We start from the raw sequence: 21300 nt of genomic DNA, 5'->3' as shown, positions 1-21300 counted from the left end.
AATATTTAATCAGATATTATTTCTTTTTGAATTGAACACGACGGTTAAGTACGCGACCTTCTTCAGTTGAGTTGTCAGCAATTGGGTTAGTTTCACCGTAACCTTTTACTTTCACTTTCTTAGCATCAACACCAGAGTTAACTAAGTAAGTTTTTACTGAGTTAGCACGGTCTTTAGATAATGATAAGTTGTGAGCAGCAGTACCTTCAGATGAAGCGAAACCGTCAACTTCAACAGCTGAACCAGATGAACGTAAATCAGCTGAAGTAGCATCTAATACTGGATAAGATGAAGTACGTAATACTGAGCTGTCAAATTCAAACTGGATGTTTGAGTAAGCAGTAGCAGGAGCAGCAACGGTAGAATCAGCTTTAGGGAATACGATAACGCAACCAGAGCCATCAACTACGCTACCTGCAGCAGTACCTGGGCATTTGTCAAACTGATCAGCAACACCGTCACCGTCAGAATCTTTTTTCAGGTCGTTAACTGCAGTTTCAACGTTAGCAACACGGCCTTTTAAAGCTTCAACTTCCTGACGTAAAGCTGCATCATACAGCTCGTCATACATCATAGCAACCGGGTTAACCCACTCTAATACTGGTTTCGATTTTGAACCTAAAGTAAATTCTAAACCAGCGTAACCGTATGAGTAGTGGTCTTTAGTAGGATAAGCCCTGTTGAAACCGTCAAGGTTATCGCCGTCAATATAGTTTTGAGTATAACCCAAATCTAAGGCAACCGCATCGCTTAAACGGAATTTAACACCTGCACCTACCGGGATAACCAGTTCTTTTACGTAATGAGTACCGTCAGTACCATTGTTTTTGAAATGACCGGTTATTTGGGTTCCACCGTTAATCCTTGTAATAGTTGGATCATACATTGCTAAACCAAAACCACCTTTGAAGTAGAAGTTAACAGCATTTTTACGACGGATGAAATCGATAGTAGCAACGTTAACAACCGCGCTTAAACTTCCCTGCCAGAATTTGGTATCATAGCTAACATAACCATTACGGTAAGTGCCGCCGGTACCATCATTTTCGCCTTTAATTTTACCGCCGTTCAGGTCTAATTGTAAAGCAAAAGAATGTGCTAATTGCTCTTTCAATGAAATACCATAACCAAGGCTAAGTTTTTTCTTTTGGAAATCGCTTGAACCACCGGTTGCTAATGATTGTGAGGTAACACCACCATTTACACCAATGCTAAATTTCCTGTACTGGCCTAAACCACCAAATACCTTAGCGGTTGAGGTTTCAGATGACGTTGTAGTTGCCGTTGTTTTGGTTGAATCGGTTTGCGCGTTCGCCAAACCTGCAACCATCAAAGAAGCAAAAGACAATGCGACTGTTTTCTTTAATGTAGAATAATTCATAGTTTTTAAGATTAAACGATTTTAATTGTGATTTTTTTCAAATTTAGTAATTATGTTTGAATCCATGACCAAACATTGTTCCAAAAATTGTAATAGTTACACAAATAACTAAAAAAAAATGATTTAATAAAATATTCAACCGATAAATATGAAATATCTGCCGATAAAAAATAGCTTATTTACAAATAATAGAAAAAATTTCGTTTCAAGAACAAAACCCAATTCAATCGCTATTTTTCATGCCAGTGACGAGTTCCCGCGCAGTGGTGATCAGGCATTTATGTTTAAACAAAACCCGGATTTTTTTTACCTAACGGGCATTGATCAGGAACAAAGCATCCTGGTTTTGTACCCCGATTGTCCTAATAAAGCATACAGAGAAGTACTTTTTTTAAGACAAACCAACGAACATATAGCTATTTGGGAGGGCCATAAATACACTAAAGAGGAAGCACGCGAAGCATCGGGCATTGAAAGTATTTTTTGGCTGAATGAATATGATACCATACTCCATGGCATTATTAACTACAGCGAAAATATCTACATCAATACTAACGAAAATGACAGGTACGCTCATACCGTTCCATATCGCGATTACCGCATGTATGAAGCTCTTAAATTAAAGTACCCGCTTCATAATTACACCCGTTCGGCACCGATTTTACGCGATCTTAGGGTAATAAAATCAGATATTGAAATAGAGCTCACGCAAAAAGCCTGCGACATTACGCGTGATGCTTTTGTACGTGTTTTAAAATATACCAAACCCGGTGTAACCGAGTATGAGATTGAAGCTGAGATCATTCATGAATTCATCAGACAGCGTGCTACGGGCCATGCTTACAATCCAATTATTGCTTCGGGCGGCAACGCTATTGTGCTGCACTACAATGATAATAACCAGGTATGTAACAAGGGCGATGTAATACTGCTTGATTTTGGTGCCGAATATGGCAATTATAATGCTGACATGACCCGGTCAATACCTGTTAGCGGCCGTTTCACTGAGCGGCAGCGCCAGGTTTATAATGCCGTTTTGAAAGTGATGCGGGAAGCTACAAAACTCATCGTGGCAGGCACAGTATGGAATGAATACCAGGATGAAGTTGGTAAAATCATGACGGGAGAGCTTATTGGCCTGGGCTTGCTTGACAGACATGATGTTGAAAAACAAGACAAAAACGCGCCTCTGTATAAAAAATACTTCATGCACGGCACCTCGCACCACCTGGGCCTGGATGTGCATGACTATGCCAGCAGGTATAAACCTTTTGAGGCGGGGAATATATTAACTTGCGAACCAGGCATTTACATTGCCGCTGAGGGGTTGGGTATCCGCCTTGAAAACAATATCCTCATCGCCGGCGCCGGCAATATAGATTTAATGGGTAGCATCCCGGTTGAAGCAGAGCACATTGAAGAAATTATGAACAGCTAAAACTCACATTAAATTTATATAAACAAAAAAGCTCAATCTGTATTTTCTTTACATTAAGCTATCAAATAACTATACATATGTATCCACAAAACTATACAGGTTAAAATTTCCGGCCCCCAAAGCTTTAGCTATATCAAGCTGAAGCTTTTTTTTATCGATTCCAGTCATCATTTTTTGCTGAATAAGTTTGTATACTTTTTCGGTCAGCAGCAATTTACGCCTGTTGTTTTGCTTTAAATTGGTGTGTTGTATAAAGGCGGCTATATCCCCGAGCCCCTGGTTTTGAGAGGCTATAGTTTTAAAAATTGGCGGCTGCTCGTCAACGCTGTGTCCAATGATCTTTTTTAAGTTATTGGCAAACACATCGGCCCCTTCCCGATCGGCTTTATTAATAATAAAAGCATCAGCAATTTCCATCAAGCCCGATTTAATATGTTGGATCTCGTCGCCTGCCTCAGGCACCAATACAACCAGCGTAATATCGGCCAGGCCGGTAATTTCAATTTCAGACTGCCCCACGCCTACTGTTTCAATCAGCACATAATCAAAACCTGCGGCCCTTAGCACATCGGCCATCTCAATAGTTTTTGCCGACAAGCCTCCTAAAGAGCCCCGTGTGGCTAATGACCGGATAAAAACATCGGGATGATTAAAATGGGATGCCATCCTGATTCTATCACCCAGTAATGATCCGAAATTAAATGGTGAAGTGGGGTCGATGGCTAACACGGCTATTTTTTTACCGCTGACCAAAAGTATATCAATGATACCGTTTACCAGGGTGCTCTTGCCGGCTCCGGGAGGGCCGGTAATGCCGATAACCGGGCAGCTTTTATCAAACTTAAGGCTTTTAAGCAATGCGCCGCTGCCATTAAGATCATTCTCAACGATAGTTAACGCGCGCGCAATTACACGAAAATCGTCACTTAGATTGATATCAGGTATTCCGTTCAATTAAATATTAATATAATATATAAAACATATTACAACATGTATATTATTTATATCTTCACAAGATTAATAACCTTAGCTCAAATAACCCAATTTATCTGTATGAAAAAAATCTTTCTAATTACAACCTGCCTATTTATTTTCTTAGGTTGTAGCAAAAATAACAACACCAATTTTACAGTTGTACCCAAACAAACAAAGTCCAAAGATCTTAATAAAAGTACCGGTACCGATAGCCTGCTTATTAACGATAGTGTCAAAAATGCTAAAAAAATCGCGATAAACAGTGATGTTTCATGTGCTTATTCAAAATCATATTCATCACCGTATCCGTCAAGCTACTATACAGTGATTTCACGTTTTCCAGTGGCTGGAGCCTCGTCTGTAATAATTCCTAAAGGATCATGGCAAGCAGGAATCTACGCATTCAATAACCAGGATGACGGAAACCTTGTTGTCTATGTAAAAAACACGGGCAAAGTATTATGGGCAAGCGGTACAAATAACAAAGTAACGAGATTAGACGCACAAAACGATCTGAATTTGGTGCTTTATCAGGTAAATGGCCCTCCCGTATTTGAATCTCAGACATATTATTATAAATGCGGCAGTAAAAACCCAAGAAACACGATGTTAGTTTTAACTAATGATGGAGACTTATCAATTATTGCAGATGGAATGGCAACATTTGGTCCTGTAACAGTAACGTTAGCGACAACCCGCACATTTGGGGGAGTAGTAAGCCCTAATAATGGTACGTTTTTCAAATTATACACAACATCTGGAGGCACCGGGGGTGTAAATTTTGTATATTAATTTTAAGAGATCCCAATCAAATTAGAAACAGAGCCAGGTTATTAATTAGTAGCAAAGGTGTGTAATCGAATAATAACGAGCACACCTTTGCTATTTTATCCATCGTATTAATTTTATCCATCGTATTAAATTATTTATATAATTAAAATACAAGAATAAAACTATTGTATAATTTAATCTTTATTATTGCCGTTGGTTAAATATAATAGCCGATCAACATCTGCAATAAAAATCATGTTCCAATTTCAGGATACAGAAGCGCCGCACATCTTAATAAGCAGGGTTGATGCTATTGGCGATGTTGTACTAACATTACCTGTGGCATCCTACCTTAAACAATTGTTCCCAGGCGCTAAAGTTTCGTTTTTGGGCCGAACATATACACAGCCGGTAATTAACGCTATGGCTTCGATAGATGCTTTTGTTAATTACGACGAACTAAAAACGCTCCCTGATACCAGCCAAATTGAATATCTGCAAAAGCAAAACATTGACGCAGTAATACACGTGCTGCCCAATAAACATATTGCCAGGATAGCAAAACAGGCAGGTATTAAACTCCGGATAGGAACAACCAACAGGGTTTTTCATTGGTACACCTGTAACAAGCTGGTAAAATTAAGCCGTAAAAAATCAGATCTGCATGAGTCGCAGCTTAACCTGGTCCTGTTAAAGCCATTAGGCCTTGAGCATATACCTTCCTTACCTGGAATTATAGCACATGATAATTTCCAGAATAATGTTGAGCTTACGCCAGCTTTGGGGGCTGTACTTGTAAACGATAAATTTAACCTGATCATCCATCCAAAATCGCATGGCAGTGGTATGGAGTGGGGCCTGGATAATTTTGCAGAGCTCATCAATAACTTGCCGCCCGACAAATTCAACATTATCATAACAGGGTCTGAAAACGAAAAAGCATTACTTGCAAACTGGATCAAAACACTCCCGACAACAGTACGGGATATGACCGGGCAGATGTCGCTGGGGCAATTGATAGCCTTCATAAGTAAAGCTGGCGGGCTTATTGCTTCAGGTACAGGTCCGCTGCATTTGGCCGCTCTAACCGGGATCAATACCCTTGGATTATTCCCCTCATTAAGGCCTATACACCCTGGCCGATGGGCACCTGTTGGCAAAAAGGCGGGCTATATTGAAAGCGGAACAAACAATTTAGAAACAATTACGCCGTTTATGGTGGCAGAACAAGTTAAAACATGGCTATAAATAAACCTCGTGTATTGGTAACGTTGGACTCCATGAGGTACCCGAATACCGGCCTATATCATTTTGGAAAGAGCCTTGGGAAAGCCCTGGCAAAAGAAAACACAGGTTTTAATTTGACATATTTTCTGCATAAATCAGTAACCGAATTTGATGCGGATGCGGCAATACACAGAACTTATTTACAAAAGCATCACAAGTTTTTTTTCTACAATAACAAAGGCATTGACCTATTCCATTTTACCGACCAGTTTTCAAGGCTAAAGCCTAAAAAAGTGCGGAGCAAATACAAAAAGATACTTACTATACATGACATTAACCAGGTGCATGAAAACGTAGGCAAAGAAAAACTGAACCTGTACCTTAAAAAGCTGGGGGAGCGAATTAATTCAAGTAATAAAATAGTAACAATATCAAACTTTGCTGCTAACGATGTTTTAACCTACTTCCCGCATATTGCAAACAGGTTAACAGTTATTCATAATGGTGCTGATAAATTGATATTAAAACAAGGGCACCAACCGGCTTACTTCCCTCAAAAACCTTTTTTATTTACCATTGGGATTGTGGCAGCCAAAAAAAACTTTCACGTACTACCTGCCTTACTTGCAAATAATGATTTTGAACTCGTCATTTCGGGCATCAAAACGCCCTATGAAGAAAAGATCATTGAAGAGGCAAAAAAACATGGCGTAGAAAACAGGGTTAAAATAACCGGGCCGATATCAGATGATGACAGGGCCTGGTATTATAAAAATTGTGAAGCATTTGTTTTTCCTTCCATTGCTGAAGGGTTCGGTTTACCAGTAATTGAAGCTATGCATTTTGGCAAACCTGTTTTTGTATCTACCCGCACCTCCCTACCCGAAATTGCGGGAGATTGTGCTTATTATTTTGACGATTTTGAACCTGCTGAAATGCAAAATGTATTTAATGCAGGTTTGGAAGATTTTCATAAAAATTCACCGTCAGATAAGATAATTGCCCACGCCGAAACTTTTAACTGGGATGAAACAGCTAAGCGGTATTTAGAGCTATATCAGGAAGTACTTAAAGGCAGGTAATTATGATTTGCCTCGCATTTTTCTGACCATAAACCTAAACCAGAATTTAAAACCAAAATTCTTTAATATCAGTTTAGGTTTATCCTTTTCAAATACCATATCTCGCGACTGGCCTGAAACACCATCATGACTAAAATTTGCTATTACATGGTTCAAATGCACAAACTTCAAACTTTTATCGCCAAAGCATTGCATATTCAGCGCAAAATCGGCCGAGGAACGATACTTAAAGTTATAGCTATATTTTTCAAAAACGATTTTAGGATAAATGATAGACTGTTGAATAATGCCGTGCTTGGCAAGATAGTAATCAGATACCTCGCCCAAGGGCTTTAATCCTCTTGTCAATACGCTTCCGTAATAAATGGTATCAGGCTCATTTAGTTCCATAGCCATATTTGAAAAATCAGGCAATAAATCATCATCAGCCCCTAAAAAATAAATCCAATCGCCTTTAGCTTGTTTTAAAGCCTTAGTCATAGCATCGTATATGCCGTTATCAGGTTCGCTTCTCCAGTAAGTGATCTTATCGTTATTGGCAATCAATATATCTTTTGTGCCATCGCTGCTGTTCCCATCAATAACAATGAGTTCAATATCAGGGTAACTTTGCATGTAAACGCTATCCAGGCTTTTTTGCAATGTGGCGGCAGCATTATAAGTAACAATTATAACTGTGAGCCTCCCTGCATACGCATCTACCTGTTTTGACGTTATATTTTGTGTATTTTCGCTCATTATTTAATTGTACAAAGTAAATATTATAAAGGCAAATACATTACCTTTTATCTGTTGTTTTTAAATGCAAAAAAACAGGAATCTATTCCGGCTAACACGCTTCATCTTACTAAAAATACCATACGTATTCCGATTTTTTGCTTTATTCAAACCCTCCAAAAAAAGAATACTAATCATTAAGGCCGATGCCATAGGTGATTACGTTTTGTTCAGAAATTTTATTGAGATCTTAAAGCAATCAACAAAGTACCGTAATTACGAAATAGATTTATTAGGTAACGAAATATGGCGCGATATTGCTACAACGCATGACGGACAATACATAACAAAATTTTTCTTTACAAAAGCAAATAATCTTTATTATTCGCCCGGGACAGTTTTTAAATTAGGATTGCAGTTATTTGGCAGAAGTTATGAGAAAGTTTTAAACCCTACCAGTACACGTACCTTTATTACGGATGGGCTCGCCGCGCTTTCGGGTTCATCAAACCTGATTGGTTTTGAAAGCGATACTGAAGGCATTGAACCTAAATACAAAGTTAAAACAGATAAATTTTATAAAACATTATTACCAATTCCCCCTTTAATACATTTTGAATTTGCCAGGAACCGATATTTTTTTGAACAGGCACTTGATCAACTTATCTCCATTCGAAAACAATTTATTGGTGCTAACCGAACAACAAAAAGTGGCATCATTGTCTTTCCGGGAGCAGGACTTAAAAGCCGGGGATGGGAAGCTGAAAAATTTGCGCTTTTAATTAAAAAGCTTAGGCAAAACACAAATGAAATCATTTACCTGGCGGGCGGTAAAGCTGAAATACCGCTCTGCAATTATATAATGGAACAATCGCAATCAGCATCAGTCGTCAACATCAGCGGTAAAACCAATTTAAACGAACTTATCGAGTTGGTTGCAAATTCAGCTATGATAATCTGTAATGATAGCAGCGCCGTTCACATAGCCGCGGCCGTTGACACTCCTTTTGTATGTATTGTTGGTGGTGGTCATTTCGATCGTTTTGTTCCTTATCCTGAAGACATCGTCAAAAACGGATCATTTATCTACGAAAAAATGGATTGCTATTATTGCAACTGGAACTGCGTATTTAAAGTACAAAGTGACGAATCTTTTCCATGCATTGCAGGTATAGATATCGAGCAAGTTTGGCAGGCAACCCAAAAGTATTTGCCCGTAGGATGATATGCTTTTAGACCACGTTACACGTTATTAGCTAATTACTATTAGCTTTGCATTTTATAATAAAATTTAATGAAGATTTATTTCAGGCTTCTTTCCTTCGCCCGTCCCATAGGTAAATTCGCGGTCCCTTATTTTATATGTACTTTATTTTCGGTAATATTTAATACTCTTAACCTTGCTTTACTGGCACCATTGCTAAAAACAATTTTTGACCCCAAAACCGGCGAAGCGGTTACCAAACCGGCAAACTGGTGGAACCCCCTAAAAGATTTCGACTATTTTGCCCACGAAGCCAATTTAACTTACGGGCCGCTTGGAGCTTTGAAATTTGTTTGCGCAGCTATAGTTGTGTCTGTATTACTAAGCAACCTGTTTCGTTATTTTTCACAGCGGATTATGGAAAACCTGCGTATATACACCCTGCTTAACCTGCGCCGTACTGTTTTTAACAATGTTATGAACCTGCACCTGGGTTATTTTAGTAATGAACGCAAGGGTGATATCCTTTCAAAGATCTCAGCAGATGTGCAGGTTGTTCAGTTTTCGGTAACAGGTACTTTGCAGGTTGCATTTAAAGAGCCTTTCCAGCTTTTAACCTATCTTGTATTTTTATTTGTAATATCAGTTAAACTGACGTTGTTTTCCATGCTGATAATCCCTGTTTCGGCATTTATCATATCAAGGATAGTTAAGCGTTTGAAAGAACAAGCTGCAGAATCACAGCAAACTTACGGCAACATGATCAGTAATCTTGATGAAGCCTTATCGGGTATTAAGATCATCAAAGCATTTAATGCCGTTTCGTTTATAAAAAACCGCTTTGATCACGAAAACAAAGAATATTCAAGAATTACCCGCTCTATGGCAAAGAGGCAGCAAATGGCCTCGCCGGTATCTGAATTTCTGGGTGTATTAATGGTTGCAGGAATAGTATTATATGGCGGCTCGTTAATTATCAGTCACCAGGGTACACTATCTGCCGATAATTTCATAGTTTATATTGCTATGTTTTCGCAGATCATGCGCCCGGCCAAGGCTATATCCGATTCATTTAGCAATATCCATTCGGGCATAGCAGCGGGTGAACGCGTATTGGCACTCATAGATGAGAAGCCATTAATTGTTAATGCACCCAATGCCACGGAGCTAACTGGTTTTGAGGATAGGATCAGTTTCGAAAACGTATCATTTGCATATACTATTAAACCTGATGCTGCCCAGGTTTCGGGTACCGAAAAACAGCTAATTGAAACTGAGAAATACGTACTTAAAAACATCAACCTCGAAATTCCGAAAGGAAAAACAGTAGCGCTGGTTGGGCCCTCAGGTGGTGGAAAATCTACTTTAATGGATCTACTGCCACGGTTCAGTGAGCCCCAGTCAGGTACGATCTCTATCGACGGTAAAAACATCCAAACTGTTACTATGGAATCATTAAGGGCTTTAATGGGCATTGTGAACCAGGAGTCGATTTTATTTAATGATACGATATTTAATAATATCGCATTCGGCAAGCCAAATGTGACCCAGGAAGAAGTTGAAGCGGCTGCCCGCATAGCTAATGCACATAACTTTATTATGGAAACAGGCAAAGGTTATCAAACCAACACCGGCGACCGCGGCACCAAACTATCAGGAGGCCAGCGTCAGCGTATCTGTATTGCCCGGGCGGTGCTGAACAACCCGCCGATTATGTTACTTGATGAAGCAACATCAGCCCTGGATACCGAATCAGAAAAGCTGGTTCAAGAAGCTTTAAACAATCTAATGAAGAACAGAACTTCACTTATCATAGCCCATCGCTTAAGCACCATTCAAAATGCAGACATTATAATTGTGCTTGAAAACGGCAGTATTGTTGAACGGGGATCACATGTAGAATTACTTCAAAACAATGGCGTATATAAAAAGCTGATAGATATGCAGGCTTTTAATGCCCAGGCGTAGGCTCTTATTTGCTTTGAAAGGTTTTTGATTTGCAAACCCAGGGCATGCTTACTTATAACTAAAGTGCACCTCCTGCCCTTATTATATACTAAAAAATCTAAAGATATTTCGTACATATATAGATTGCAGCCTGTTTATGTAGCTTAAGTGTTACACATTTTTTGATAACAATCTGTAGCGTTCGACGTTATTATTGCGCTAATATCACAGCAGTATTATTATAACGAACAACTGTTTTATCACAACAGCATTCGTGTGTGGAGTTTTTTCTAAACACAGCAACTGCCACAAACAGCTAAAGTTTAAAACAAAACATCAACTTTTTTCTTTTTTTACCCGTGAAAGCAGCAGTAGTGATCCCTTTTTATAAGCCTGTTATGAGCAATCTCGAACACACGGCTCTTGTACAGGCAACTAAAGTATTATCGGCCCATGATATAATAGTTATTAAACCACATAACCTTATATTGCCCGATGAAGCCCAATTAGATGCCATAGCTAATGTAATTAATTTCGACGACAGGTATTTTAAAAATATTAAAGGCTATAATGCACTTATGCTTTCGGAAGAATTTTACCGAAGCTTTTTAACTTACGATTTCATGCTGATACATCAACTGGATGCATTTGTATTTAGCGATGAATTAATGGAATGGTGCACACAGGGCTATGATTATATAGGTGCGCCATGGATCCATAAGTACGGTTACCCGGATGTTGTTAAAGCTGTAAAGTCCAAACTTCAGCGATGGCTGCATTTAAAGTTCGACGTTCAAAAAGATGGCCGGCCATCACCTATGCAATTTGAAAACGGGGTTGGTAACGGTGGTTTCTCCTTGCGCAGGGTAAATAAATTTCATGAACTCTGCATCAATATGAAAAACCAGGCAAAACGATATTTAAGCCTTAGCCATGATCATTACTTCAACGAAGATGTTTTTTGGAGCATCGAGGTTAACAGGAAAAGAAAAGTACTTAATATCCCTTCTTATAAAAAAGCCACGGGTTTCTCAATCGAATTATTTCCCGAACGAGCTATAAAAATAAACAATAATAAACTACCGTTTGGCTGCCATGCCTGGGATAAAAACCTTGACTATTGGCGGCCGGTAATTCAAAACTACGGTTACCAAATTTAATACTCCCCTATCGATAGCATTACCAGCGTACAGGCATACTCCGTTTCGATGCCTTGCTCATTAGCCTTGCGCCTCAGTTCGCTGTTTTCAGTCCCTGGATTAAATATGATCCGTTTTGGGTTTGTATTCAATATATAATCATACAGCGGAGGCTGATTCTGCGGGCCAACGTACAGCGTTATAGTATCAATATCATGGTGTATGGTTTCGGGCTTTTCAATAGCTACACCGGCAACTTCTCCTGTTTTTATGCCAACATTAACAATGGTATGCCCACTTTCAACCAAACGGGTAGCCGCAAAGTTGGCATACCTGCTGGTATCGGGCGTTGCCCCTAATATTAACGTTTTCTTATCAGCCATTGATCATCCTGTTTAATAACGCAATTTGCGCGGAATGATAAATATGATGTTGTATCAAACCGCTCACCTGATATTCGTAGGTTTCGGCTTCTTTACCGCCAACAGCTTTGTTCCAATTCTCCTCTGGAAAATTTTGAATAAAACCTGCCAGGTTTACGTTCACCAGTTTTAAATCTTCAACAATCCATTTCCATTTTTGTTCGTCGGGCAGGCCGGGTTCGGGCCAATCTCCACGCACCGGCAATTGGGCGTTCATGCCATTCATGCGGTCCATTACCTCTTCTGTCCAACCCACCATATGCAAAATGATTCCGGCAATGTTATGAATTGATCCGGCAGGCTTTTCATAAGCTGCCTCAAAACTGATGGCATCTACAATAGAATAAACCGACGGGCCATACCATGGTTCGCCAGACAAAACGCTTTGAAGCTGATTGAATAATTTTTGAGATGTTGTCATGATAATATTTTTAAAGCAGCAGTGGCACAATTAATCCCGTCAATAGCAGCAGAAATTATACCACCCGCATAGCCGGCTCCTTCACCACACGGAAATAAACCTGTAACCTGCGGATGTTGCAAGGTTTCCCTATCCCGCGGAATTTTCACAGGAGATGATGTGCGCGACTCAACACCTACTAAAATGGCTTCGTTGGTATAATAGCCTTTCATTTTTTTACCGAATACGGGCAGCGCTTTGCGTAGACGTTCGTTGATCCAATCAGGTAAAACTTCTTTCAGTTCAACACTTTTTGTACCGGGCAGGTATGAGTTAACCGGCAAATCGGCAGATAAACGACCCTGTACAAAATCAACCATGCGCTGGCCGGGCGCTACAAGATTACCGCCACCGGCTACAAAAGCAGCCTGTTCAACCTGCTTCTGAAAATTAAGCATCTTAAAAGGGTCGTTATCATCGCCGGCAACATCCTCTAAATTAATTTGCACCACAGTGCCCGAATTTGCGAAAGGGTTATTCCGTTTTGAGGGGCTCCAGCCATTAACTACGATCTCGCCGGGCTCGGTTGAACACGGTGCGATGATACCACCGGGGCACATACAAAAAGAAAACACACCGCGGTCGTCAACCTGCTCAACAAGGCTATAATATGATGGCGGCAGATCAGGGCCTCGCAATTCGCAATGATATTGCGCGCGGTCAATTATTTCCTGCGGGTGCTCTATCCTTACACCCAAAGCAAAAGGTTTAGCTTCGATCAGGATATTTTGGCTATGCAGCATTTCAAACACATCCCTTGCCGAGTGGCCTGTAGCCAGGATCACAGCATCAGCCACGATCTTTTCGCCTGTAGCTATTTTTACGCCTTTAATTTTTCCAAAATCCACCAGCAATTGGGTTACCTTGGTATCAAACATGATCTCTCCGCCAGCGTTCAGTACGGTTTCGCGCATAGCTGTAATGATCTGTGGCAGTTTATTGGTGCCGATGTGCGGTCGCGCATCAATCAAGATATCTTCGTCGGCACCATGGGCCACAAACATTTTAAGCACCTGGTTCACGTCTCCCCGCTTGGTTGAGCGGGTATACAGCTTACCATCCGAATAAGTACCTGCCCCGCCTTCCCCAAAGCAATAATTTGACTCGGGGTTAACGAGGCCTTGTTTGTTGATATTAGCCAAATCTCGGCGGCGTTGTTTTACATCCTTGCCCCGTTCAATAACAACTGGTTTTAATCCAAGTTCGATGCATTGCAGCGCGGCAAATAATCCGGCCGGGCCTGCACCAACGATGATTACTGGTCGGCCAAATTGCACGTTGGGGTAATTGATGGTAAATACTTCAGGGAGATAAGCTTCCTGCATAAAAACCCTCACCTGCATGCGGTAGACTACACGGCGGCCACGCGCATCAATGGAACGCTTTAAAATTTTTAATGCCGTAATATTTTTCAGGGGAATTTTAAGGGCTGCTGATGCCAGTTGCTTTAAAACCGCCTCATCTTCCTGTTGTCCGGGAGGACAAACTATCTCTGTTTCTTTTGTCATGACTAATGCCGGGTTTTTATCCCGGATGATGCAAAGTTAAGAAACCCCCTCTAAATCTCCCCCAAAGGGGGGGACTTTGATCAGCAATTTTTACCTGAGCTCATTTTCACCCGGAAGCTGTATCATAATCAAGATTAGCCTCTTTTTCTTATTAAGCTTTAGGCGGTATATAGTTTTGGGTTGGATTGACGCTGCTAGCAAATGGGGGTTAACAGGGTTAACAGAATTCAGGGCTAACATCTGCATATATATCTAACAATCAAACAATTGGGCGTTTTTTGTCCAAAAAAAGTGTTAACCCCCATTTTGTATAAATATTATCGGCTAAATTTTAATTATTACCCCCATTCTGTTAGTGCTCAATACGCTCAAAACCGTTCGGCTTTGCACATTGACCGTACGCTATCGAACAGTTTTAAAAACCAATAAAAAATAAAATACTGAAAATCAATAAATTACAAAATGGCACTTAGATTGGCATGCACCTCATGTATTTAAATAATAAAACAATGACTACCGCCGACGAACGCTTACAAACTATATGGAATGGCTGCATGACTAACGACAGGAAGAGCCAGGAACAATTATACAGGTTATTAGCACCACGTATGCTTGCTGTTTGCATGCGTTATGCAACCGATAAAGACGAGGCACAGGATATATTACAGGAAGGTTTTATAAAAATGTTCCGCAACATGAAAAACTACCGCGGTGAAGGAAGTTTGGAAGGATGGATCCGCCGCATCATGGTACATTGCGCCATATCACGTTATCGCAAGTTAAAGCCAATAGTTTTGGTTGATGATTTTGCAGCAGAGGAAGCCGCCGCTATACCTATCAGCAGCTCATTTAATGATAATGGACTTGAAGCTAAAGACCTGATGAAACTGGTACAAAAATTACCAAAAACATACCGCTCTGTTTTTAACATGTACGCCATTGAAGGATACTCGCACCAGGAAATAGGTTCGTCGCTGGGCATGAGCGAACTTTTATCACGCACTACACTGCACCGCGCCCGTATGCTTTTAAAAGATATGGTAGCGAAACTAACCATGCGCGAAGAACATTGCCTGGCAGGATAAGCCGGTCCCGCCATTAACCTTATACAAATCATTTACAAAGACGCAGCCCCTGATGGGGCTTTCGGCTTTTATAAAGAATAGATATTTGTGCAAAATTTTTCATATCGCACATCTTACACCTCCCATCTTTCTATAATTTACCAAAAAGCCGTAACTTGACACCTTGTCAGCAACTCACTCCCTTTGTAACAACGGTACGTGATTTGCACTCTAACCCAAAACGTCACAAAAACACACGAAAAACAAATGAAAAAGTTATTCACGGTTATATTAATCATAGCTGCAGCTATGTCCTTAAGTTCATGCAGCTATAACAGTATGGTTAAATTAGATGAAACTGTTAAAGCTAAATGGGGTGCCGTGCAAAGCGATTATCAGCGCCGCAGCGACTTGATCCCCAATTTAGTTAATACCGTAAAAGGCGCAGCAAATTTTGAAAAAAGCACCCTTACAGCTGTGGTTGAAGCCCGTTCAAAGGCAACATCGGTACAGGTTGACCCCAATAAGCTTACCCCCGAATCAATAAAAGCTTTCCAGGCCTCACAGGGTGAGTTAAGCGCGGCCCTGGGCAAATTGCTTTCCATTACCGAAAACTATCCCGATCTGAAATCGAACTCTAACTTCCATGACCTTCAGATTCAACTGGAAGGCACCGAAAACAGGATCAACGTATCGCGTAAAGACTTTAATGACGCCGTGCAGGAATACAACAGCAAGATCCGTTCGTTCCCAGCCAATATAACTGCCAAAATGTTCGGTTTCTCCGAAAAGGGTTATTTTACTGCCGAACCAGGCGCCGACAAAGCCCCTAAAGTAGAGTTTAATTAATTTGATGGGATTACACTGATTGTTCTGTGATTTCACCGATTTTTTGAAGGTTGGCGAAATCTCTGGTTATCGGTGAAATCATAACGAATCGGTGAAATCATAAATCAAAATATATGGCTGTATTTAACGAAGAGGAACAGCAGCGCATCCGCAAAGCTATTGAAGATGCTGAGCACCGCTCATCGGGCGAAATCAGGGTGTGCATCGAAAAGCGGTGCAGTGAAAATGTTCTTGACCGTGCTGCAAAATATTTCCAACAGCTCAATATGCATAAAACCAAGCTCAGGCATGGGGTGCTTGTATATGTGGCCACCGTCGACCGTAAATTTGCCATCATAGGCGATGCGGGCATTAACCAGGTAGTCCCACCCAATTTTTGGGACACAACCCGCGATGATATGCTGCAGCATTTTAAATATGGCGATATTGTTGAAGGAATTGTTACAGGCCTTAAAATTGCCGGCGAGCAACTGCAAAAGTACTTCCCTCACCTGGACGGCGATCAAAACGAACTTCCCGATGACATTGCCTTTATGGATGGCGATTAAAAACTAAAAACATGTTCAAAAAATTTATACTGTTCTTCGGGTTTATACTTTGCGTGATTGCCGCAATTGCTCAGGATTTTCCGGAACGCTCCAATACTCTCGTTACAGATTATACCAACACCTTAAACCCCGCTGATAAACAGCGACTGGAAACTAAATTGGTAGCCTTCAATGATTCCACTTCAACACAAATTGCAGTGGTGATCCTGAAATCTATAGGTAATTATGACATTAACGACTACGGCGTTCAACTGTTGCGGAAATGGGGCATAGGGCAAAAAGACAAAAATAATGGCGTATTGGTATTGGTTGCTATTGGCGACCGTAGAATGAGTATTCAAACCGGCTACGGCGCCGAGGGCGCCTTGCCTGATATTGTTACGCAGGATATTATCCAAAACGACCTTAAACCCCATTTTAAACAAGGCGACTATTATGGCGGCCTTGATGCTGGTACCAACAGTATCATCAAAGCCATGAAGGGTGAGTATAAAGCCGCTAAAAAACAAAAGCAAAGCAATGGTGGTCCGGCGGGTTTTATAGTTATAGTCATAATCGTAGTTATCCTGATCCTGGTGTTCCGCAACCGTGGGGGCGGCGGAGGCAGGCAGATCATCGGTCGCCGGGGGGGTGCAAGCCCGTTCTGGTGGTTCCTGGCAGGCAATATGCTTGGCGGCGGAGGCCGGAGCAGCGGTGGCGACTGGGGAGGTTTTTCCGGCGGTGGCGGAGGCGGTGGCTTCGGTGGTTTTGGCGGCGGAAGCGGCGGAGGAGGCGGCTCAAGCGGCAGCTGGTAACTGAACCATGATTGGCTTGATTTAAGGATAAGAGGATATGACTATCGCAACTCCACTTCAACCCGAAAACAACATTAAGTATCAAATAAAATTATTCACGAGCCTTGTATTCCAGAATAGGTTTATCCTCATGGTAATCCTTCAATCCTAAAAATCAAGGTTCAAATCTATAAGCATTAATGAGTAAAGATCTCACCTGGAAACTACTTTCATCATCATACATCCACAAAGGCCCCTGGGCCACCCTCCGCATTGATAAATGCGAAATGCCAAATGGCAAAATAGTTGAAGATTATTATGTACTTGAATATTCAAACTGGGTTAATGCAGTAGCCATAACCGAAGACAATAAAGTATTGATGGTGAAACAATATCGTCATGCGGCAGGTGTTATCTCGCTTGAAATCCCGGGTGGTGTAATTGATGCCGGCGAAGAACCTGTACACGCCATACGCCGGGAATTGCTGGAAGAAACCGGCTATCAGTTTGATGAATTTGAATTGATCTGCACCGTATACGGCAACCCATCAACAGCTAACAATAAAACATTTACCTATTTCACCAAAGGCGGCAAAAAAGTACAAGGCCAGCACCTTGACGAATTAGAAGACCTCATTGTTGAAGAATACACCATTGCAGAGGTAAAACAATTACTACTCAACAACGAAATAAAACAGGCCATGCATTGCGCCGGTTTATTTTATGGGATGATGAAGCTGGGAGTGATGTAAAATCACTCCGGGCAATTATCCTTTCGCCGGGTATCAACTATATAAATGATCTTCCAGCCATCGGCAGTTTTCATCAGCTGGAAAACATCTACCCCGCAATGGCTGTATTTATCATCTAAATAAAACTTATAAGGCGCCCAAACGCTGGCCAGCGGACCGTCGATCTTGATATCCGAAAAAGTTACGCGCTCATCGTATACGCCTTTGTGTGGCGTGCCAACCATTTTAACAAAGTCATCAGGGTTTTCAATTTCCAAAGCTGTTGAGCCATCTTTTTTGTTGGCTACGCTATGAAAAGCGATTCCTTTGGCAAAGGTGGATCTAAGCATCGTGCTATCGCCCTTGCGCATGGCATTAAACATAGTATTGATGGTTTGCTTAATAGCATCCGACTCCGTTTGCTGGGCGAAGGATTGGAACGATAATAAAATAAATACTGCAAGAATAAGTTTTTTCATAACTAAATATACCTCATTTGGAATCAAGTTGATATGCTGATTTAATCATTTGCTGATAAGAGAAAAAAACTATAATCCAATCTTTCTTCATTTTTAAACTGTGTTGACATTTAATCTGAAGACCTTCACTACTTTGCGACAAGCAAAAATCTACCAAATGAAAAAATTATCCTATTATATACTTGATGTATTCACTCACCAACGATATAAAGGCAACCCGCTATCGGTAGTGTGGTGTGACGACGAACTGGAATTATCTCAATACTACAACATAGCCCGCGAATTCGGCTATTCCGAAACATCCTTTGTACGGTACTCTGATGCTGAAAAATTATTGAAGGTACGTTCATTTACTCCGGGTAATTATGAGGTTGGTGGCGGCGGTCATAATTTGCTGGGCGCTGTATCCCTGGCTTTGCTTAAGGGATGGGATATTTTTAACGGTCAGGGTGATGAGCATTGGGTAACTATGAAGAATGAAAAATTGCCCGTTGTGATCAATGAAGAAAACGGCCTGATACTGGTATCAGTAAAACAGCAAGCTGCGAAGAACCTTGGTACTATTAGCCCGGAAATTGTGGCGCCAGCACTCGGCTTAGAAACAAGCGATCTGGAATTAAATAACTGGAAGCCTACCATCATGAAAACAGAAGTAGCCCACACCATGGTTCCTGTAAAAAACAGAGCGCTGCTTAATCAGGCTATACCCAACCCTGATAAGCTCAAAGAAATTTCAAAAAATTACGGCTTTGAAGGGTTTTACTTATTCACAACCGATGTTTCAGAGGGTGACTATCTAACCGAAACCCGCTTTTTTAATCCCGCATATGGCATTGATGAAGATCCTGCCACTGGAACAGCTGCTGGTCCCCTTGCCGGATTTTTGCAGCAGGTCAGTTACATAAACACCAACCAGGATTATACAATTTTGCAGGGAGTATTGGTAAATCATACATCTACCATCCATATCAAGGTAACAGCCGAAAATGTGCTGGTAAGTGGCTCGTCAGTGATTGTAATGGAGGGCACGTTGTTTTTATAAAACCAAACACAATCGCCTGCTTTAAAATTAATGCCAAACAAAAAAGCCCTGCATGAGATGCAAGGCCTTCGTATGTTAAATGTCGTGTTTATTACGACATTTTCAATTTCTTCTGAATATCTGCCACATAGCCTTTAAATTTCTTATCGGTATCGATCAAATCTTCTACAGTTTGGCAAGCATAGATCACGGTTGAGTGGTCACGACCGCCAAAGAAATGACCTATTGATTTCAATGAGCTTTTGGTATGTGCTTTGGCCAGGTACATCGATATTTGACGGGCCTGTACAATTTCACGTTTGCGGGTTTGAGATTTTACCATTTCAATAGGCACTTCAAAGTACTCGCACACTAAACTTTGGATATACTCCATCGAAATTTCTTTAGATGAGTTCTTCACAAAGTTTTTCAACATTTGTTTAGCCAGGTTCAGGTCAATCTCCTTGCGGTTAAGGGTTGATTGTGCCAGTAATGACACCATGGCGCCTTCCAGCTCACGTACGTTATTATCAATGTTATGGGCAACGTATTCGATCACATCGTTTGACAGATCGATACCATCCTGGTAAATTTTATTCTTCAGGATAGCCATACGGGTTTCCAGGTCAGGGATCTGCAAATCGGCAGATAAGCCCCATTTAAACCTCGAAAGCAGACGTTCTTCCAAACCAGCCAGATCCTTAGGCGCTTTATCTGATGTAATGATCAGTTGTTTGCCCGATTGGTGCAGATGGTTAAATATATGGAAGAAGAAATCCTGTGTTTTTTCTTTGCCGGCAAAGTTGTGCACATCGTCCATGATCAGCACGTCAATAGCCTGGTAAAAGTTCACAAAGTCGTTAATGTTGTTGTGCTTTAAGGCATCAACAAATTGCTGCGTAAATTTTTCGCATGATACATACAGTACCAGTTTATCGGGCAGGGTGCGCTTAATTTCGTTACCAATGGCTTGTGCCAGGTGGGTTTTACCCAAACCTACACCGCCGTAAATCATTAAAGGGTTAAATGAAGTACCTCCGGGTTTAGCGGCAACGGCATAACCGGCAGAGCGGGCCAAACGGTTGCAGTCACCTTCAACAAAGTTTTCGAAGGTATAGTTACGGTTAAGCTGAGGGTCTACGTTCAACTTTTTGAGCCCGGGTATAACAAAGGGGTTCTTAATATCCTTGTTAATTGAAATAGGTATCGGCATACTCTGATGTTTTGAATCAGCGCCATTTCCGTTTGAAGGCATATTAGTTGTGTATGGTTTACTTGATGATTGCTCAACAACTATATTATACTCTAAACGTCCTTCGTCGCCCAATTGTTTTTTGATCGTCTTGCGCAGTAACCCTACATAGTGCTCTTCAAGCCACTCGTAAAAGAATAAACTTGGTACTTGTATGGTTAATACGCTTCCCTCCATTCTCAAAGCTTTTATCGGCTCAAACCAGGTTTTAAAACTCTGGGCCGGTATGTTGTCTTTGATGATCTGAAGGCAGCTATTCCAAACGTTCGTACAAGTTTTTTCCATATAAATAAAAGTAAAATATTGATTTCC

21 protein-coding genes are annotated in these 21300 nt (G+C 40.9%); 13 read left to right on the top strand and 8 right to left on the bottom strand.

The window, feature by feature from the left end:
- Positions 1-16: 16 nt before the first annotated feature.
- Positions 17-1381 carry an OmpA family protein gene (locus FHW88_RS22895; RefSeq protein ID WP_090528769.1) on the bottom strand — a complete coding sequence of 455 codons (1365 nt, stop codon included), beginning with the start codon at positions 1379-1381 and terminating at the stop codon, positions 17-19.
- A gap of 148 nt (positions 1382-1529) precedes the next feature.
- Between FHW88_RS22895 and FHW88_RS22890 the strand changes: the two genes are divergently transcribed.
- Positions 1530-2819 carry an aminopeptidase P N-terminal domain-containing protein gene (locus tag FHW88_RS22890; protein ID WP_176628029.1) on the top strand — a complete coding sequence of 430 codons (1290 nt, stop codon included), beginning with the start codon at positions 1530-1532 and terminating at the stop codon, positions 2817-2819.
- Between the two features lie 69 nt (positions 2820-2888).
- On the opposite strand, the gene meaB is transcribed toward FHW88_RS22890, so the two are convergent.
- On the bottom strand, positions 2889-3773 hold the full coding sequence (gene meaB / locus FHW88_RS22885; protein WP_176628028.1) for a methylmalonyl Co-A mutase-associated GTPase MeaB: 885 nt from the start codon (positions 3771-3773) through the stop codon (positions 2889-2891).
- A 99-nt stretch (positions 3774-3872) separates the two neighbouring features.
- On the opposite strand from meaB, the gene FHW88_RS22880 reads away from it, so the two are divergent.
- The 3 genes from FHW88_RS22880 (at position 3873) to FHW88_RS22870 (ending at position 6874) form a co-directional block, all read left to right on the top strand.
- Entirely contained in the window at positions 3873-4586 is a 714-nt protein-coding gene (locus FHW88_RS22880; protein ID WP_090528777.1) for a hypothetical protein, read from the top strand.
- A gap of 234 nt (positions 4587-4820) precedes the next feature.
- Positions 4821-5813: a glycosyltransferase family 9 protein gene (locus FHW88_RS22875; RefSeq protein WP_090529660.1), complete on the top strand. Its 993-nt coding sequence runs from the start codon at positions 4821-4823 to the stop codon at positions 5811-5813.
- Positions 5804-6874 carry a glycosyltransferase family 4 protein gene (locus tag FHW88_RS22870; RefSeq protein ID WP_176628027.1) on the top strand — a complete coding sequence of 357 codons (1071 nt, stop codon included), beginning with the start codon at positions 5804-5806 and terminating at the stop codon, positions 6872-6874. The genes FHW88_RS22875 and FHW88_RS22870 overlap by 10 nt, the downstream gene beginning before the upstream one ends.
- Here the strand turns inward: FHW88_RS22870 and FHW88_RS22865 are convergent, their stop codons facing one another.
- Complete coding sequence (locus tag FHW88_RS22865; protein WP_176628026.1) at positions 6875-7612, bottom strand: glycosyltransferase family 2 protein; 738 nt, start codon at positions 7610-7612, stop codon at positions 6875-6877.
- Positions 7613-7676: 64 nt separating this feature from the next.
- Here FHW88_RS22865 and FHW88_RS22860 point away from each other — a divergent pair, with 64 nt between their 5' ends.
- The 3 genes from FHW88_RS22860 to FHW88_RS22850 all read left to right on the top strand — a co-directional run bounded on the left by FHW88_RS22860 (position 7677) and on the right by FHW88_RS22850 (position 11902).
- Positions 7677-8816 (top strand): glycosyltransferase family 9 protein, encoded by a 1140-nt coding sequence (locus FHW88_RS22860; protein WP_176628025.1) that lies wholly within the window; start codon positions 7677-7679, stop codon positions 8814-8816.
- Positions 8817-8885: 69 nt separating this feature from the next.
- Positions 8886-10763: an ABC transporter ATP-binding protein gene (locus FHW88_RS22855; RefSeq protein ID WP_176628024.1), complete on the top strand. Its 1878-nt coding sequence runs from the start codon at positions 8886-8888 to the stop codon at positions 10761-10763.
- Positions 10764-11101: 338 nt separating this feature from the next.
- Complete coding sequence (locus FHW88_RS22850) at positions 11102-11902, top strand: DUF5672 family protein (RefSeq protein WP_090528791.1); 801 nt, start codon at positions 11102-11104, stop codon at positions 11900-11902.
- On the opposite strand, the gene FHW88_RS22845 is transcribed toward FHW88_RS22850, so the two are convergent.
- Genes FHW88_RS22845 through FHW88_RS22835 form a run of 3 tightly spaced genes read right to left on the bottom strand, consistent with a single transcriptional unit; the run spans position 11899 to position 14271 of the window.
- Positions 11899-12264 carry a CoA-binding protein gene (locus FHW88_RS22845; protein ID WP_090528794.1) on the bottom strand — a complete coding sequence of 122 codons (366 nt, stop codon included), beginning with the start codon at positions 12262-12264 and terminating at the stop codon, positions 11899-11901. The genes FHW88_RS22850 and FHW88_RS22845 overlap by 4 nt on opposite strands.
- Positions 12257-12724, bottom strand: a complete 468-nt coding sequence (locus FHW88_RS22840; RefSeq protein WP_090528797.1) for a DinB family protein — start codon at positions 12722-12724, stop codon at positions 12257-12259. The genes FHW88_RS22845 and FHW88_RS22840 overlap by 8 nt, the downstream gene beginning before the upstream one ends.
- The gene (locus FHW88_RS22835; protein WP_176628023.1) at positions 12721-14271 is read right to left on the bottom strand and encodes an NAD(P)/FAD-dependent oxidoreductase; all 1551 of its coding nucleotides are present in this window, start codon (positions 14269-14271) and stop codon (positions 12721-12723) included. The genes FHW88_RS22840 and FHW88_RS22835 overlap by 4 nt, the downstream gene beginning before the upstream one ends.
- A gap of 509 nt (positions 14272-14780) precedes the next feature.
- Here FHW88_RS22835 and FHW88_RS22830 point away from each other — a divergent pair.
- From FHW88_RS22830 to FHW88_RS22810, 5 genes are all read left to right on the top strand, one after another.
- Positions 14781-15356 carry an RNA polymerase sigma factor gene (locus tag FHW88_RS22830; RefSeq protein ID WP_255485402.1) on the top strand — a complete coding sequence of 192 codons (576 nt, stop codon included), beginning with the start codon at positions 14781-14783 and terminating at the stop codon, positions 15354-15356.
- A gap of 246 nt (positions 15357-15602) precedes the next feature.
- Entirely contained in the window at positions 15603-16184 is a 582-nt protein-coding gene (locus FHW88_RS22825) for a LemA family protein (protein ID WP_176628021.1), read from the top strand.
- Positions 16185-16297: 113 nt separating this feature from the next.
- Positions 16298-16732 (top strand): TPM domain-containing protein, encoded by a 435-nt coding sequence (locus tag FHW88_RS22820; protein ID WP_176628020.1) that lies wholly within the window; start codon positions 16298-16300, stop codon positions 16730-16732.
- 11 nt (positions 16733-16743) lie between these two features.
- Positions 16744-17526: a TPM domain-containing protein gene (locus FHW88_RS22815; RefSeq protein WP_176628019.1), complete on the top strand. Its 783-nt coding sequence runs from the start codon at positions 16744-16746 to the stop codon at positions 17524-17526.
- Positions 17527-17705: 179 nt separating this feature from the next.
- The gene (locus FHW88_RS22810; RefSeq protein WP_176628018.1) at positions 17706-18257 is read left to right on the top strand and encodes an NUDIX hydrolase; all 552 of its coding nucleotides are present in this window, start codon (positions 17706-17708) and stop codon (positions 18255-18257) included.
- Between the two features lie 2 nt (positions 18258-18259).
- Here FHW88_RS22810 and FHW88_RS22805 read toward each other — a convergent pair whose 3' ends face one another.
- Positions 18260-18715: a nuclear transport factor 2 family protein gene (locus tag FHW88_RS22805; protein ID WP_176628017.1), complete on the bottom strand. Its 456-nt coding sequence runs from the start codon at positions 18713-18715 to the stop codon at positions 18260-18262.
- Between the two features lie 157 nt (positions 18716-18872).
- Between FHW88_RS22805 and FHW88_RS22800 the strand changes: the two genes are divergently transcribed.
- Positions 18873-19757, top strand: a complete 885-nt coding sequence (locus FHW88_RS22800) for a PhzF family phenazine biosynthesis protein (RefSeq protein WP_218117273.1) — start codon at positions 18873-18875, stop codon at positions 19755-19757.
- Positions 19758-19848: 91 nt separating this feature from the next.
- Here FHW88_RS22800 and dnaA read toward each other — a convergent pair whose 3' ends face one another.
- The gene (dnaA, locus tag FHW88_RS22795) at positions 19849-21273 is read right to left on the bottom strand and encodes a chromosomal replication initiator protein DnaA (protein ID WP_090528828.1); all 1425 of its coding nucleotides are present in this window, start codon (positions 21271-21273) and stop codon (positions 19849-19851) included.
- Positions 21274-21300 lie beyond the last annotated feature (27 nt).

Origin of the sequence: Mucilaginibacter sp. SG538B (genome assembly GCF_013376065.1) — a bacterium.
Classification (GTDB): Bacteria; Bacteroidota; Bacteroidia; order Sphingobacteriales; family Sphingobacteriaceae; genus Mucilaginibacter; species Mucilaginibacter rubeus.
This window is presented reverse-complemented; position numbering and strand designations above follow the sequence as displayed.

Bases quoted from the DNA above. Each gene is read 5' to 3' on its own strand.
- FHW88_RS22895 (WP_090528769.1), bottom strand. From the start codon at position 1,381: ATGAATTATTCTACATTAAAGAAAACAGTCGCATTGTCTTTTGCTTCT.
- FHW88_RS22890 (WP_176628029.1), top strand. From the start codon at position 1,530: ATGAAATATCTGCCGATAAAAAATAGCTTATTTACAAATAATAGAAAA.
- FHW88_RS22880 (WP_090528777.1), top strand. From the start codon at position 3,873: ATGAAAAAAATCTTTCTAATTACAACCTGCCTATTTATTTTCTTAGGT.
- FHW88_RS22875 (WP_090529660.1), top strand. From the start codon at position 4,821: ATGTTCCAATTTCAGGATACAGAAGCGCCGCACATCTTAATAAGCAGG.
- FHW88_RS22870 (WP_176628027.1), top strand. From the start codon at position 5,804: ATGGCTATAAATAAACCTCGTGTATTGGTAACGTTGGACTCCATGAGG.
- FHW88_RS22865 (WP_176628026.1), bottom strand. From the start codon at position 7,612: ATGAGCGAAAATACACAAAATATAACGTCAAAACAGGTAGATGCGTAT.
- FHW88_RS22860 (WP_176628025.1), top strand. From the start codon at position 7,677: ATGCAAAAAAACAGGAATCTATTCCGGCTAACACGCTTCATCTTACTA.
- FHW88_RS22855 (WP_176628024.1), top strand. From the start codon at position 8,886: ATGAAGATTTATTTCAGGCTTCTTTCCTTCGCCCGTCCCATAGGTAAA.
- FHW88_RS22845 (WP_090528794.1), bottom strand. From the start codon at position 12,264: ATGGCTGATAAGAAAACGTTAATATTAGGGGCAACGCCCGATACCAGC.
- FHW88_RS22840 (WP_090528797.1), bottom strand. From the start codon at position 12,724: ATGACAACATCTCAAAAATTATTCAATCAGCTTCAAAGCGTTTTGTCT.
- FHW88_RS22835 (WP_176628023.1), bottom strand. From the start codon at position 14,271: ATGACAAAAGAAACAGAGATAGTTTGTCCTCCCGGACAACAGGAAGAT.
- FHW88_RS22830 (WP_255485402.1), top strand. From the start codon at position 14,781: ATGACTACCGCCGACGAACGCTTACAAACTATATGGAATGGCTGCATG.
- FHW88_RS22825 (WP_176628021.1), top strand. From the start codon at position 15,603: ATGAAAAAGTTATTCACGGTTATATTAATCATAGCTGCAGCTATGTCC.
- FHW88_RS22820 (WP_176628020.1), top strand. From the start codon at position 16,298: ATGGCTGTATTTAACGAAGAGGAACAGCAGCGCATCCGCAAAGCTATT.
- FHW88_RS22815 (WP_176628019.1), top strand. From the start codon at position 16,744: ATGTTCAAAAAATTTATACTGTTCTTCGGGTTTATACTTTGCGTGATT.
- FHW88_RS22810 (WP_176628018.1), top strand. From the start codon at position 17,706: ATGAGTAAAGATCTCACCTGGAAACTACTTTCATCATCATACATCCAC.
- FHW88_RS22805 (WP_176628017.1), bottom strand. From the start codon at position 18,715: ATGAAAAAACTTATTCTTGCAGTATTTATTTTATTATCGTTCCAATCC.
- FHW88_RS22800 (WP_218117273.1), top strand. From the start codon at position 18,873: ATGAAAAAATTATCCTATTATATACTTGATGTATTCACTCACCAACGA.
- dnaA (WP_090528828.1), bottom strand. From the start codon at position 21,273: ATGGAAAAAACTTGTACGAACGTTTGGAATAGCTGCCTTCAGATCATC.